Below are 13,996 nucleotides of genomic sequence, written 5' to 3' on the forward strand. Positions count from 1 at the left end.
CGCGTACGACGAGGTGGGGGCACAGCAACGCCATGGCACAGGGCACGGTCCAGGTGACGCACACCGGCACCTCGCGGTGGCGGCGCCGCACGGGTGAGTACGCATCGCTCGCCGCCGCCCTGGAGGCCGCGGCCGACGGTGACGTCCTCACCGTCGCCCCCGGGACCTACCGGGAGAACCTCGTCGTCCAGCGGGCGGTGACCCTGCGCGGGCCCGACGGCGCCCAGGGGTCGGTGCGCATCGCGCCGGTCGACGGCGTCCCGCTGACCGTGCGCGCCCCGGCGGTGATCCAGGACCTGCACGTGGAGGGCCAGGACGCGGCGGCGCCGGCGGTGCTGGTCGAGGACGGTACGCCGGAGCTGCTGGGCCTCAGGGTCGTCGCGCGTTCCGCCTCCGGGATAGAGGTGCGCGGCGCGCGTCCCACGGTGCGGCGCTGCACCGTCGACAATCCGGCCGGTGTCGGCATCGCCGTCCTGGACGGCGGGGGCGGCGTGTTCGAGGAGTGCGAGGTCGTCGCGGCCGGCCAGGCGGGCGTCGCGGTGCGCTCCGGCGCCCACCCCCGCCTCGAGCGCTGCCGGGTGCACCACGCGGCGGGTTCCGGACTGACGGCGACCGGCGAGGGCTCGGCGCTCGAGGCCGTGGGCTGCGAGGTCTATGAAGTGCGGGGCAGTGGCGTGCAGGTGACCGCCCGGGCCACGGCCCACCTGACCGACTGCGACGTGCACCGCACCACCGGCGACGGTGTCACGCTGGACACGGACGCGGTGCTCACCCTCGCCGACTGCCGCATCCACGACATCCCGGAGAACGCGGTCGACCTCAGGTCCCGCTCGGTCCTCACCCTGACCCGCACCAGCGTGCGGCAGTTCGGACGCAACGGCCTGTCGGTGTGGGACCCGGGCACACGCGTGGACGCAAACCAGTGCGAGATCTTCGACAGCACCGGCGACTACCCGGCGGTCTGGGTCAGTGACGGTGCCACCGCCGTGCTCGACTCCTGCCGGGTGCACGACGTGCCGGACGCGCTGTTCGTCCTGGACCGCGGCTCGCGCGTGGACGTCGTCGACAGCGACCTCTCCCAGGTGCGCAACACCGCCGTGTCGGTGAGCGACGGCGCCACCGCGCAGCTCGACGACTGCCGCATCCGGGACGCCGCCACCGGCGCCTGGTTCCGCGACCACGGCAGCGGCGGCACCCTGAACAACTGCACCCTGGACGGCAATCGCACCGGTGTGATCGTCACCAAGGGCGCCGACCCCACCATCGAGCGCTGCACGGTCGACTCGCCTTCCGAGGCGGGCGTGTACGTGTCGGCCGGAGGCCGCGGCAGCTTCCTGAACTGCCGGGTGACCGGCAGCGCCGGCTACGGCTTCCACGTGATCGACGGCTGTCGTACGACGCTGCGGAAGTGCCGCACGGAGCGGTGCGCGCGCGGCGGTTACGAGTTCGCGGACGGCGGCCCCGACACGGCGTACGACTCCGGGCCGCTCGTCGAGGACTGCACCAGTGACGAGAGCACCGGCCTGACGTCACCCGCCGTGCCCGAGCCGGTGGTGCAGACGTCGGCCCAGTCCCCCGGTCTGCTGGGCTCGATCCCCGGGCAGCGCACCACAGAGCAGGAGCCGCTGATCGCGGGCACCTTCCCGCCGGAGCCGGCCCGGACCTCGAAGGCCGTCCTGGGCGAACTGGACGCCCTGGTGGGCCTGGACAGTGTCAAGCGCGAGGTCCGGGCGCTGACCGACATGATCGAGGTGGGCCGGCGCCGGCAGCGGGCGGGCCTCAAGGCCGCGTCGGTCAAGCGGCACCTGGTCTTCACCGGCTCCCCGGGCACGGGCAAGACGACGGTCGCCCGGCTGTACGGCGAGATCCTCGCCTCGCTCGGGGTCCTGGACAAGGGCCATCTGGTCGAGGTGTCCCGGGTGGACCTGGTGGGCGAGCACATCGGCTCCACGGCGATCCGCACCCAGGAGGCGTTCCAGCGGGCGCACGGCGGCGTGCTGTTCATCGACGAGGCGTACGCGCTCTCGCCCGAGGACGCGGGCCGGGACTTCGGCAAGGAGGCCATCGACACGCTGGTCAAGCTGATGGAGGACCAGCGGGAGGCCGTCGTCGTGATCGTCGCGGGGTACACGGCGGAGATGGAGCGCTTCCTGTCCGTCAACCCCGGTGTGGCGTCCCGCTTCTCACGTACCATCACCTTCGGCGACTACGGCCCCGGGGAGCTGCTGCGGATCGTGGAGCAGCAGGCCGACGAGCACGAGTACCGGCTGGCGCCGGGCACGTCCGAGGCGCTGACGAAGTACTTCACCGAGATCCCCAAGGGCCCGGCCTTCGGCAACGGCCGCACCGCCCGCCAGACCTTCGAGGCGATGGTGGAACGGCACGCGAGCCGCGTCGCCCAGCTGTCCGACCCGAGCACGGACGACCTGACCCTGCTGTACCCGGACGACCTGCCCGGGCTGCCGTAACGGAACCGGGGCGGGCTGCCGTAACGGAACCGGGGCGGGGTGCCCGGCCGGGTATCAGCAGTCGCCCGCCGTGTCGTCGGCGGCCGGGACGGTGGCGGCACCCTCGGTGTGACGCGGTGCCGGCACCTCGGGCCGCAACCGGGCCAGCAGCCGGCCGCGTTCCTCGGCGAAGGCCGGGTCGGCCTGGTATTCGGAGTGGCCGAGGATCGGCGCCGGCAGCGGGTGGAGTTCGGTCCGGCCGTACGTCAGCGGGTCCTTGAGGGGTGCGCGGTCCACGGCTGGGCCCGCGTCGCCCGGCAGTCGCATCGGGCCGCCGATGGGGTCGGTGCGCCGGTAGAGGTTGCGCCAGCAGTCGACCTCCTCGTGCAGTGAGGCGAGCGCGTCGGGGCCGAAGTGGGCCGGGAACCAGCGGCCGTACAGCCGCTCCAGCGGGGAGCCGTAGGTGAGCAGGGCGACGCGCCCGCGGGCGGACGGTTCGAGCTGCCAGGACGCGGCGGCGGCGAGGACGCTGCCCTGCGAGTGCCCGGAGATGACCAGCCGGCCACCGGTGGCGCGGGTCCAGGTCGCCATCCGCCAGGTCAGGTCGGGCACCGCGCGCTCGGCGTAGCAGGGCGGTGCGAAGGGATGCGCGGCGCGCGGCCAGAAGGTGCCGACGTCCCACAGGATGCCGATGGTGCGCCGCGCGGAGGCGTCCTTGTAGGCGCGCCTGCCCCAGGTGACGAACAGTATGAAGCCGAGACCGATCAGCCAGGAGCCCATGTCCTGCGCGGTCTGCGCGGCCCCCTGGACGACGGCGTACGTGCCGCGCGCGGCCTCGCCGGGCACCTGGTCCGTCGTCAGGGCACCCACCAGGGCTCCTGCGCCGAGGAGCAGGGTGGCGGCGGAGGTGATGGCGACGAGGAGGGGCACCCGGTCGGTGAGGGTGGCCATGGCGCGGGTGAGGGCGATGCGCCGCGTGCGCCCCGGGTCGCCGGCCTCCCCCGGGTGGTCGCCCTCCACGGCGTCCCGTTCCGCGCGGGCCAGGCGCAGGGTGTGCCGGGCGAGCGCGGCGCACAGCAGCAGGACGACGACGAGCAGTGGCGGGATGACGGACGCCTGCCAGGTCAGCAGGACGGGCGGTCCGTCGAGGGAGGTGCCGGTGCCGTCCATCCAGTCGGAGACGCGCTGGGCGACGCCGCCGGACATCACGCCGCCCAGCGCGCAGGCCAGCATGGCGACGGCGGGGCCGCCGAGGCCGCGGAGCGCGGCGCGGGCGTCGGGGCGGCTGCGGTGGAGCAGGTGGGCGACCACGGCCAGGGTGACGACCAGCAGTCCCTGTACCAGGGCGATGCCGCCGAAGGCGGTGTTCCCGGACAGCCGGCCGCCCGAGGTCCAGTCCGGGCGGGCCCAGCCGCCGTAGAGCAGGGCGAGGACGAGCAGGAGGAGGGCGGCGAGCGGCAGGCGGCGTACGAGGTGCTCGTCGAGTGTCCGGTCGATGAGCCGCTCGCTGCGGCCGCGGCGGCACACCACCGCGATCACGGCGACCGCCCCCGCGGCCAGCGCCGCCAGCAGCGCCCATCCGAGCGTGTCGAGCAGCGCGGGCCCGCCCGGCCGGCGGTCGAAGCGGGCCGCCGGGACGGCCACCGCCACGGCGACGGTCAGCAGACCGGCGGCGGTGTGCGCGGCACGCAGCCGGGCCACCAGACGGCGCCCGTACCAGAACCCGGGGCGGCCCAGCGCGCCGCGGCGGGGGTCCTCCTCGGCGTCGATCTCGCGGTCCATCGGCTGCTGGGACTCGTACGCCCGCCAGGTGCGCAGCGACAGGTACCAGAGCAGCCCGGTCAGGGCGGCGGGCACCGCGGCCGCGAGGGCGAGCCTGCGGCCGGGCGTGCTCCACCAGCCGCCGCCCGACAGCGCCGGTGACAGGAAGCCCAGCCAGGAGTGCCGCTCGGCGCACGCGCGCGTGCCCGCGCACTGCCAGGCGACGAGGTCGAGGGCGACCTCGCAGGCGGCCGCGACCAGCAGCACCGTCAGGGTCAGGCCCGTGAGCCGCAGCAGCAGCCCGTAGAGGCGGACCGTGCGGATCCGGTCGTGGGCGGCGGGCCGCATCCAGTGCGCGATGTTGACCACCATGAAGGGCAGGAGCAGCAGCCACAGGGCGCGGGTGCCGTTGCCGGAGGTCAGGTTGCACCAGACGTAGGCCTCGGGCACCGGCCGGCCGCGGTAGTCCTCGGGCCGGGACTCGGCGTCGGCGTCCTCGGTGCGCCGGAAGACGGCCGCGACGTGGTCGCCGGTGATCCGCACGGTCCGCGGGTCGTCCAGCATCTCGGCGGGTGTCGTACCGCCCACTCCGTGCACCAGGAGTTCCAGGGCGGTGCCGCTTCTCGCGTCGCTCCCGCCGGTCCCGGCCCGTTCCTGCGCCTTCTTCACTGTGCGCGCTCCCCCGTGACGTGCCGTCGGCTCTGTCCGTGCGGGCACAAGGATCTCCCTTCCGCGGACCGCGTACACCCCTCGGCACGGAATCTCCCCGATCCGTGCGACCGGTGGTGCCCGGGGCGGGCGGTGGGCGCGGGCCGTGGCGGGGCGTGCGAGGATGGGACATCCGCGCACGGGTGCGGGGAGAAGTCCTCATCAGAGCGAGTGCGGCGGCGTGTCGGACGGTTTTGCGGCGAAAGGACCGGGGCGTACGTGAGTGAGAATCCGAACCTCCTCGCGGAGCAGCGGCGCGCCCTGATCCTCGACGAGGTGCGCCGCCGGGGCGGGGTCCGGGTCAACGAGCTGACCCGCAAGCTCGGTGTGTCGGACATGACGGTCCGCCGCGACCTGGACGCGCTGTCCCGACAGGGCGTGCTGGAGAAGGTGCACGGCGGCGCGGTCCCGGTGGCCGAGGCGAGCACGCACGAGCCGGGTTTCGAGGCCAAGTCGGGTCTGGAGCCGACCGCCAAGGAGGACATCGCGCGGGCCGCGGCGGAGCTGGTGGCGCCGGGCGCCGCGATCGCCCTGTCGGGCGGTACGACGACGTACGCGCTGGCGCACCGGCTGGTGGACGTGCCGGATCTGACGGTGGTCACCAACTCGGTGCGGGTGGCCGACGTGTTCCACGTGGCGCAGCGTACTTCGGGGGCGCGGCAGGGCGCGGCGACGGTGGTGCTCACCGGCGGGGTGCGCACACCCTCGGACTCGCTGGTGGGCCCGGTCGCGGACCAGGCGATCGCGACGCTCCACTTCGACGTGCTGTTCCTGGGCGTGCACGGGATATCGGCCGAGGCCGGCCTGTCCACGCCGAACCTCGCGGAGGCCGAGACGAACCGGCGGCTCGTGCAGTCGGCACGGCGTGTCGTGGTGGTCGCGGACCACACCAAGTGGGGTGTCGTGGGCCTGAGTTCGTTCGCCGCGCTGGAGCAGGTGGACACGCTCGTGACCGACTCCGGACTGTCGGCGGAGGCCCGCGCGGAGGTCGCCGAGCACCTCGGGCTGATCGTGGCGGGCGAGCCGGAGCCCGAGACCGACTGACGTCGACGCCGGCCGTGCGCGGAAGCTCTCTGTCCCGAGAGCCGTGTCGCGAGAGCCCCTGTCACGGGAACGCCGGCCTGGTGCGCCTGCCGGGTGTGCCTGCCGGGCAGGGCGCCGCGGCGGCCGGCCGTGGGGCGCCCGCCCCGCTGACACCCGGCGCGCCCGGGTCTATCGTGGCGCCACCCAGCCGATCGTCCGCCGTGCGCGCGGCTTCGCCCCAGGGGGTGGTGTCCATGGCTCGCCGTCTGCGTCCGGTGGGTCTCGACTTCGTCGAGACGGCACCGGTACGCCTGGTCTTCGCGCGGGAGGTCTCCGCCGCTCCGGACACCGTCTTCCGCGCCCTGGCCGAGGACGTGCCCGGCTGGACCGCGTGGTTCTCGGCGGTGACGTTCGCCCGGCCCATCGGTGAGGGCGCGGGGCGCGAGATCCGGCTCAGGGGCGGTGCGCGCTTCGTGGAGACGGTGCTGGCGGCCGAGCGGCCCGAGGTGTACGCCTACCGCGTCGACGTCACCAACGTGCCGGGCGCCCGGGCCATGCTCGAGGAGTGGCGGCTGACGCCGGCCGGTGCCGGGACACGGGTGCGCTGGACGTTCGCGGCGGACGGTACGGCGCCGTTCCGTTTCGTGCTCGACCGGGCGCGTCCGGGGCTGGGACGGGCTTTCCGGGGCGCCGTCACCTCGCTGGACCGGCGGCTGCGGCGGCCGTAGCCCGGCGACCGGCGACCGGCGACCGGCGACCGGCTCAGTCGAGCAGGCGGCCGGTGCGCAGCAGGGACTCGATCGCCGCCGTGTACGGCTCGATGTCGAGGCCCTGTTCGGCGAGCCAGGCGTCCGAGTAGTACTTGTCGAGGTAACGGTCCCCCGGATCGCACAGCAGTGTCACGACGCTGCCCCGCTCCCCCGCGGCAACCATCTCGGCGACGATCTTCAGCGCGCTCCACAGCCCGGTGCCCGTGGAGCCGCCCGCCCTGCGGCCGATCACCCGCTCCAGGGAGCGTACGGCCGCGACGCTCGCCGCGTCCGGCACCTTCATCATGCGGTCGATCGCGCCGGGCACGAAGCTCGGTTCCATCCGGGGCCGGCCGATGCCCTCGATGCGGGAGCCGCGGTCGCAGGCCACGTCGGGGTCGCCGGTGGTCCAGCCCTCGAAGAAGCAGGAGTTGTCCGGGTCGGCGACGCAGACGCGGGTGTCGTACTGCATGTAGTGGACGTAGCGGGCGAGGGTCGCCGAGGTGCCGCCGGTGCCGGCCGTGGCGACGATCCAGGAGGGCTCGGGATACCGTTCCAGCCGCAACTGACGGAAGATCGACTCGGCGATGTTGTTGTTGCCGCGCCAGTCGGTGGCGCGCTCGGCGTAGGTGAACTGGTCCATGTAGTGGCCGCCGGTCTCCGCCGCGAGGCGGGCCGACTCCTCGTACATCCGCCGGGAGTCGTCCACGAAGTGGCACCGTCCGCCATGGAACTCGATCAGCCGGATCTTCTCGGTGCTCGTCGTGCGGGGCATGACGGCGATGAAGGGCACGCCGACCAGGTTCGCGAAGTACGCCTCGGAGACGGCCGTCGAGCCGCTGGACGCCTCGATCACCGGGCGGTCCGGCCGGATCCAGCCGTTGCACAGGCCGTAGAGGAACAGGGAGCGGGCGAGCCGGTGTTTGAGACTGCCGGTCGGGTGGGTCGACTCGTCCTTCAGATACAGGTCGATGCCCCAGTGCTCCGGGAGCGGGAACAGGAGCAGGTGGGTGTCGGCCGAGCGGTTGGCGTCGGCCTGGACCTTGCGGACGGCCTCTTTCAGCCAGGCCCGATAGGCGGCGTCGCTGTGATCGACGTCGAGAGTGGTGCCGGTGCCGGTCTGTCGGTCAGTGCTCACTTCGGGGGCTCCTTACGCCGCGCGCCGACGGCGGACAGCGCGGCCGACACCTGGATCATAAACACCTTCCACACGCTTCTCACCTGCATAAACGCCCCTTTGGGGGCCTCAAAGGCACCCCTGGGGTGCGGGGGTCGACGCGGCGGGGGCGCGACGGGGGGCGCATTCACGCGAGTGCTCCGGTCGCCTCCGGAAAGGCCCGGCGCGTACTGGTGCTCGGAGCTTGGCGCGGGCAGACTGCCAGCGGCGGAACCGACGCGCACAAGGGGGCGACGGCGATGGCGGAGCCGGAGTTCAGGGCCACGGGGGTGCGGATCGGCAAGCGGCTGCGTTCACTCACCCGGGCCGGGACGGTCCGGATCAGCGGTGGCCGGGTGGAGTTGCTGACCAGCTACGGCAGCGAGATAGACAGCGCGCCGGTGCAGTCGGTGCGCGCCTCCCGCCCGTGGTTCGCCCCGCAGGACCGGGCGCTGGCCGACCTCGACGGCAAGCGGTACCTGCTGACCCTCGGCGAGCGTGACCCGGCCCCCGGCGAACCGGGGCCTCCCGCCGCCCGCCGCTTCATCGAGGCGGTGCGCAGGGCGGCCGGACGCCGCGCCTGAGAGATGTCCGTAACTTGCGGTGCCTCACCCCTTGCGTCACGCTGGTCTCACGTCACTCTGGGTTTACCGGCGATAACGCTGCGAACCAGCCCGCCGGCCATGACAGCGGGCGACGTGCGCCACGTGCGGCTCGCTGGATCCGAACTCCGTGTTCTTCCGGACCTCTATGTCGGGGAGTCGCAGCCGTGATCACTCACCCAAGCAGACACTGCACGGTGGAGCTCCAAGCCCTGCCGTCGCGGATCGGCCAGGTCCGCAGAATCGTATCTGCGCAATTGCGCTACTGGCATATGGATCTCCTGATCGACCGGGCGGTGCTCGGCGTGACGGAGTTGCTGACCAATGTCCACCTCCATGCGCGGCCCGACAAGACGTGCACCGTGGAGATAGAACTGCTCCTGGACCGGCTCACGGTCTCGGTGCGCGACCACGATGCGCGACTGCCCGTCGTGGACGATGCCGAACCCCTCGCGACGTGCGGGCGCGGCCTCGCCATGGTGGCCGCGATGAGCGAGAGCTGGGGCGCCCGGCCGGACGGCGAGTCCGGCAAGGTCGTCTGGTTCACGCTTCCGACGGCCGTGACCGCCGCGCCGGTCACCGCGCCACCCGTGTCGGCCCGTCCGCCGCGCCGTCTGGTCGAGGAGGTGCCGGCCGCCGCGTTCGCCGAGGTCGAGCACACGGTCGACCTCGGCACCCGCCAACCCGCTCCCGCCCGGTCGGCCGTTGTCGGCTGACCGGGCGGTGACCGTCCGCCGCCGCGGACCGCGCGGTACGGGTTCCGGCCCACGGCCGGGACGCGGATCCGCGACTGCGGCGGCCCCCGACCGCCGTGGCCGGTGGCGGCTCCGACGGCACGTCGGACGTCCGGAGGGGCGCGTGACGGAGGCCGGGCGAGGCGGAGACTGAGGCCGGCCAGAACGGGGCGGGACGGGCCGGGGCGGGGCGACCGATCGATGTCTCCGCTACCGGCAACCGTTGGCACCCGTGTCCCTCAGGGGTCCGAGCGTCCTTTCCCGCGGCGTCAACCCGCGCGGGTGCGGACGATCCGCGGTCGGTGCACCCGCCCGTCCTGCGGTGACGGGCGGTCGGTGCACCCGCCCGTCCCGCGGTGACGGGCGGGTGCACCGGCCGGGATGTCACCCGTACGGCGCGGGCTACTCCGTGGCGACGGCGCGCAGTACGTCCAGGCGGGATGCCCGCCGGGCCGGGCGCAGGCCCGCCAGGGCACCGGCCCCGAGGCCGACCAGGGCCACCACCGCGAGCTGCACGGGCGGCACGGCGAAGGCGAAGGCGCTGTCCGAGGCACCGTCGGAGGCCGCCACCAGGACCCAGCCGAGGAAGGCGCCGAGGCCGAGCCCGCCGACCGTGCCGAAGGCGGCGACCAGGACGGACTCCCAGCGGACCATGGCCCGCAGCTGGGCCCGGGTCTGGCCGACGGCGCGCAGCAGGCCGAGTTCGCGGGTGCGCTCGTGAATCGCCAGGGTGAGGGTGTTGGCGATGCCGAGCAGGGCGATGAGCACCGCGAGGGCGAGCAGCGCGTAGACGAGGGTCAGCATCATGTCGATGCCGCCCGCCGAGGACTCGGCGTACTCGTCGCGGGTCTGCACCTCCGGGTTGCCGTACTGGCCGGCGACCTTCTCGACCGCTGCCTTGCCGGCGTCCGCGCCCACTCCGTCCTCGAAGGCGACGGCGACCAGGGTGTCGGAGTCCTGGGTGCGGTGCGGGGCCCAGGCCGCGCGGGTGATGACGTAGTCGCCGGCGAGTTCGGACTGTCCGTAGACCGCGCGGACGGTGAAGGTCCCGCTCCGCCCGTCGGTGAAGGTGAGCCGCGTGGTGTCGCCGGTGGTCAGCCCCTGCTTGTCCGCCTCGCTCTCGGTGACCGCGATGCCGTCGGTGCCGAGGCCGTCCAGTGAGCCGTGGACGGCGCCCAGGTCGAAGGTGCGGTTCAGGGCGACCGGGTCGGTGACGGTCAACGCCCGTCCCTCGCCGTCCACTTTCGCGACGCCCCGGCCGAGGCCGACGGCGGTGTCCACCTCGGGCAGCTTCTGGACCGCTCCGGCCAGTCGCGGGCTGAGGCCGCTGCCGCCGGCGCCGAAGGAGGGCGCGCTGACGGCGACGTCGCCCGCGAAGGACCGGGAGACGGTCTGGTCCATGGTGGCCTTGAGCGAAGCCCCGAACACGGTGAACAGCGACACGACCGCCACGCCGATCATCAGCGCCCCGGCGGTGGCGGCCGTGCGCTTGGGGCTGCGCAGGGCGTTGCGCCGGGCGAGGACGCCGGTGACGCCGCGCAGCCGGTCCAGCGGGGCTCCGAGGACGCGTACGGCGGTGGCGGAGGCGACCGGGCCGAGCACCACGAAGGAGGCCAGGGCGAGGACGGCGCCCAGTCCCGCCAGCCACACCGACGGGGAGAGCAGGACCCCGACGAGTGTCACCGCGAGGGCGAGCGCGAGCAGCGCCGTGCCGGTGACCGCCCGCGCGCGGGAGGCGCCGGAGGTGTCGACGGCCGTCTCGCGCAGCGCGGCCAGGGGTGCGGTGCGGCCGGCCCGGGCGGCGGGCAGCAGGGCGGAGCCGAGGCAGACCACCACGCCGACGGCGAGCGGCAGCAGCAGCGACAGTGCGCTGATCACCAGGGCTCCCTCGGGGAAGGGGAAGCCGATCGCCGGGAAGAGGGCCTGGAGTCCGGCCGCGATGCCGATGCCGCCCGCGAGCCCGGCGGCGGACGCGGTCACGGCCACGACGGCCGCCTCGACGAGGGTGGCGGCGGTGACTTGGCGGCGGGAGGCGCCGAGGGCGCGCAGCAGGGCGTTCTCGCGGGTGCGCTGGGCGACCACGATGGCGAAGGTGTTGTGGATCGAGAAGGTCGCGACGAGCAGGGCGATGCCGGAGAAGACGAGCAGGAAGGTCGTGAACAGGGTCAGGAACTGGCTGGAGATCATGTCGGTGTTCTCCGCGGCCGACTCCTGCCCCGTGATGGCCTCGACGCCGTCGGGCAGCGCGGGGGTCAGCCGGTCGACGAGTTCCCGCTGGCCGACGCCCGGCCCGGCCCGCACCTGGATGCTCGCCGCCTCGCCCGGCCGCGCCGTGAGGTACTTCTCGGCGTCGGCCCGGGTCATGCCGGTGAAGGTCACCTGGGCCATGCCGTCCTCGCCGCCGAAGGTCGCGAGACCCACGACGGTGACCTCGACGGGGTCGGGCGTGCGCAGAGTGGTGGTGTCGCCGATCGCCAGGCCGCCCTTCTCGGCGGCGCCGCGGTTGACGACGACCTCGCCGGACCTCTGCGGGGCGCGGCCCTCGGCGAGGCGGTACGGGTTCAGCTCCGGGTCGGTGATCCAGTTGCCGGCCAGGGTGGGCGGGCCCTGGCCGCCGATCGGGTCGCCGTTCGCGCCGACGAGCTGGCCCGCGCCCTGGATGCTGGGGGCGACGGCGGCGACGCCGGGCACCCGCTCGATCGTCCGGACCAGGTCGGTGCCGACCGGCTGCCGTACGCCCTGGCTCTCGCCCGGTGTCGTGATGGCGTCGGCGCTGCGGACCACGACGTCGGTGCCACTGGCGGCGTTGCCGAACATGGTGTCGAAGCTCGCGCGGAGCGTGTCGCCCATGACCAGGGTGCCGGCCAGGAAGGCGACACCGAGGACCACGGCGAGGAACGTCCCGGCGAAGCGGCGTTTGTGGGCCCTGAGCGAGGAGACGCTCAGGCGGACGGAGGCGTTCATGAGGGCACCTCGAAGGCTTTCATCCGGTCCAGGACCTTGTCGGCGGTCGGCGCGTCCATGCGGTCGACGAGGCGTCCGTCGGCGAGGAAGACGACCTCGTCCGCGTGGGCGGCGGCGACGGGGTCGTGGGTGACCATGACGACCGTGCGGCCGGTCTGCCGGACGGTGCGGCCGAGGAGGCCCAGCACCTCGCCGCCGGAGCGGGAGTCGAGGTTGCCGGTGGGCTCGTCGGCGAAGACCACGTCCGGCTGTCCGGCGAAGGCGCGGGCCACGGCCACGCGCTGCTGCTGGCCGCCGGAGAGTTCGGCGGGCCGGTGGTGGAGGCGGTCGCGCAGTCCGACGACGTCGATCAGCGCGTCGACCCACTCGGTGTCGCCCCGGCGGCCGGCGAGGTCGAGGGGGAGGGTGATGTTCTCGGCGACGGTCAGCGTCGGCACCAGGTTGAAGGCCTGGAACACGAAGCCGACGCGGTCGCGGCGCAGCAGGGTGAGCCGGCGGTCGTCGAGGGTGCTCAGGTCGGTGTCGCCGATGCGGGCGGTGCCCGAGGTGAGCGTGTCGAGGCCGGCGGCGCAGTGCATGAGGGTGGACTTGCCGGAGCCGGAGGGCCCCATGATGGCGGTGAAGCGGCCGGCCGGGAAGTCGACGCTGACGCCGTCGAGGGCGCGTACGGCGGTGTCGCCACCGCCGTACACCTTCACCGCGTCCACGACCCGGGCCGCGGCCCGGGTGGCGGTTGTCGTAGTCATGCCGCACCGCCCTTTCCGGTCCGGCCGAACTGCTCGTCCAGTACGGACAGGCGGCGCCAGTACTCGTCCTCGTCGATCTCGCCGGAGGCGAAGCGGTGGCCGAGCACGGTGATGGGCGAGTTCTCCTCGACGGTCCTCGGCCGCCCGGGGCCGCGGCGCCCGCGCCACACCGTGCGGCGCAGCAGGGTGATGCCGCCGCCGATGATCAGTGCCCAGATCAACGGGAAGAGCAGGATCCACGGGCCGGGCCCGCCGTCGCCGAACTGTGCCAGGGTCTCCATGTCGTCCAACTCCTCGGTCGCGATGTCCCTTGTGTCGCTTCCGAGCCTCGCTCCGGGAGGGGGTCCCGGTCGTCGTACGGCCAGCGGCAGTGCGGGTACGACGCAGGGAGTACTCCGGCGGTCCGCGTCTGCTTCTCCGCGTCTCTCGTCGGCCGCTCGACTTCTCCGCGCCTCTCGTCGGCCGCTCGACGCCTGTAACTACTAGTATGTACAGTGCTTGCATGAGCACCTCGGAACGACTGATCGAGTCCACCCGCGAGCTGTTGTGGGAGCGCGGGTACGTGGGCACCAGTCCCAAGGCGATCCTGGAGCGGGCCGAGGCCGGGCAGGGCAGCATGTACCACCACTTCAAGGGCAAGCCCGACCTCGCACTCGCCGCGATCCGGCGCACCGCCCAGGAGATGCGGGGCGTCGCCGGGGCCGTGCTCGCCGGTCCGGGGACACCGTACGAGCGCATCGCGGCGTATCTGCTGCGTGAGCGCGACGTCCTGCGCGGGTGTCCGGTCGGGCGTCTGACGATGGACCCGGACGTGATCGCCGACGACGCCCTGCGCGCCCCCGTCGACGAGACCCTCGACTGGCTGCGCGAGGAGATCGCCCAGCTGGTCGAGGAGGGCAGGGAGCAGGGTGAGTTCGCACCCTGGCTGGACGGCGAGGAGATCGCGGCGGCGGTCGTCGCGACCGTGCAGGGAGGCTACGTCCTGGCCCGTGCGTCCGGTTCCCCCGCCGCCTTCGACGCGGGTGTCCGGGGCCTGCTCTCGCTGCTCGCACCGCCGAAGTCCCGCACCCCGTGACGGAGTTCGCAGCCACCGAAAGGTCCGGAGG

The 13,996-nt window shown here is 73.8% G+C and carries 11 protein-coding genes; 6 read left to right on the plus strand and 5 right to left on the minus strand.

Features of this window, described 5'->3' with window-relative positions:
- Positions 1-32: 32 nt before the first annotated feature.
- Positions 33-2,468 carry a right-handed parallel beta-helix repeat-containing protein gene (locus C4J65_RS01590; protein ID WP_162832970.1) on the plus strand — a complete coding sequence of 812 codons (2,436 nt, stop codon included), beginning with the start codon at positions 33-35 and terminating at the stop codon, positions 2,466-2,468.
- A gap of 54 nt (positions 2,469-2,522) precedes the next feature.
- Here the strand turns inward: C4J65_RS01590 and C4J65_RS01595 are convergent, their stop codons facing one another.
- Positions 2,523-4,877 carry a hypothetical protein gene (locus C4J65_RS01595; RefSeq protein WP_115740720.1) on the minus strand — a complete coding sequence of 785 codons (2,355 nt, stop codon included), beginning with the start codon at positions 4,875-4,877 and terminating at the stop codon, positions 2,523-2,525.
- Between the two features lie 258 nt (positions 4,878-5,135).
- On the opposite strand from C4J65_RS01595, the gene C4J65_RS01600 reads away from it, so the two are divergent.
- Positions 5,136-5,960: a DeoR/GlpR family DNA-binding transcription regulator gene (locus C4J65_RS01600; protein WP_115740721.1), complete on the plus strand. Its 825-nt coding sequence runs from the start codon at positions 5,136-5,138 to the stop codon at positions 5,958-5,960.
- Between the two features lie 233 nt (positions 5,961-6,193).
- Entirely contained in the window at positions 6,194-6,667 is a 474-nt protein-coding gene (locus C4J65_RS01605) for an SRPBCC family protein (protein WP_115740722.1), read from the plus strand.
- 34 nt (positions 6,668-6,701) lie between these two features.
- Here C4J65_RS01605 and C4J65_RS01610 read toward each other — a convergent pair whose 3' ends face one another.
- Positions 6,702-7,826, minus strand: coding sequence for a PLP-dependent cysteine synthase family protein (locus C4J65_RS01610; RefSeq protein WP_115740723.1), 1,125 nt, complete (start codon positions 7,824-7,826; stop codon positions 6,702-6,704).
- A 278-nt stretch (positions 7,827-8,104) separates the two neighbouring features.
- Between C4J65_RS01610 and C4J65_RS01615 the strand changes: the two genes are divergently transcribed.
- Together C4J65_RS01615 and C4J65_RS01620 are read left to right on the plus strand one after the other, a co-directional pair.
- Complete coding sequence (locus tag C4J65_RS01615; protein ID WP_115740724.1) at positions 8,105-8,428, plus strand: hypothetical protein; 324 nt, start codon at positions 8,105-8,107, stop codon at positions 8,426-8,428.
- A gap of 185 nt (positions 8,429-8,613) precedes the next feature.
- Positions 8,614-9,162, plus strand: a complete 549-nt coding sequence (locus C4J65_RS01620; RefSeq protein WP_205350942.1) for an ATP-binding protein — start codon at positions 8,614-8,616, stop codon at positions 9,160-9,162.
- A 420-nt stretch (positions 9,163-9,582) separates the two neighbouring features.
- Here the strand turns inward: C4J65_RS01620 and C4J65_RS01625 are convergent, their stop codons facing one another.
- The 3 genes from C4J65_RS01625 to C4J65_RS01635 are packed head-to-tail and all read right to left on the minus strand — an operon-like array spanning position 9,583 to position 13,171.
- Positions 9,583-12,144, minus strand: coding sequence for an FtsX-like permease family protein (locus C4J65_RS01625; protein WP_115740725.1), 2,562 nt, complete (start codon positions 12,142-12,144; stop codon positions 9,583-9,585).
- Positions 12,141-12,890 carry an ABC transporter ATP-binding protein gene (locus tag C4J65_RS01630; RefSeq protein ID WP_115740726.1) on the minus strand — a complete coding sequence of 250 codons (750 nt, stop codon included), beginning with the start codon at positions 12,888-12,890 and terminating at the stop codon, positions 12,141-12,143. Before C4J65_RS01630 ends, C4J65_RS01625 begins: the two co-directional genes overlap by 4 nt.
- Positions 12,887-13,171: an SHOCT domain-containing protein gene (locus C4J65_RS01635; protein WP_115740727.1), complete on the minus strand. Its 285-nt coding sequence runs from the start codon at positions 13,169-13,171 to the stop codon at positions 12,887-12,889. Before C4J65_RS01635 ends, C4J65_RS01630 begins: the two co-directional genes overlap by 4 nt.
- A 206-nt stretch (positions 13,172-13,377) precedes the next feature.
- Between C4J65_RS01635 and C4J65_RS01640 the strand changes: the two genes are divergently transcribed.
- On the plus strand, positions 13,378-13,965 hold the full coding sequence (locus C4J65_RS01640; RefSeq protein WP_115740728.1) for a TetR/AcrR family transcriptional regulator: 588 nt from the start codon (positions 13,378-13,380) through the stop codon (positions 13,963-13,965).
- Positions 13,966-13,996: the final 31 nt, after the last annotated feature.

Source organism: Streptomyces sp. CB09001, from assembly GCF_003369795.1.
Lineage (GTDB): Bacteria > Actinomycetota > Actinomycetes > Streptomycetales > Streptomycetaceae > Streptomyces.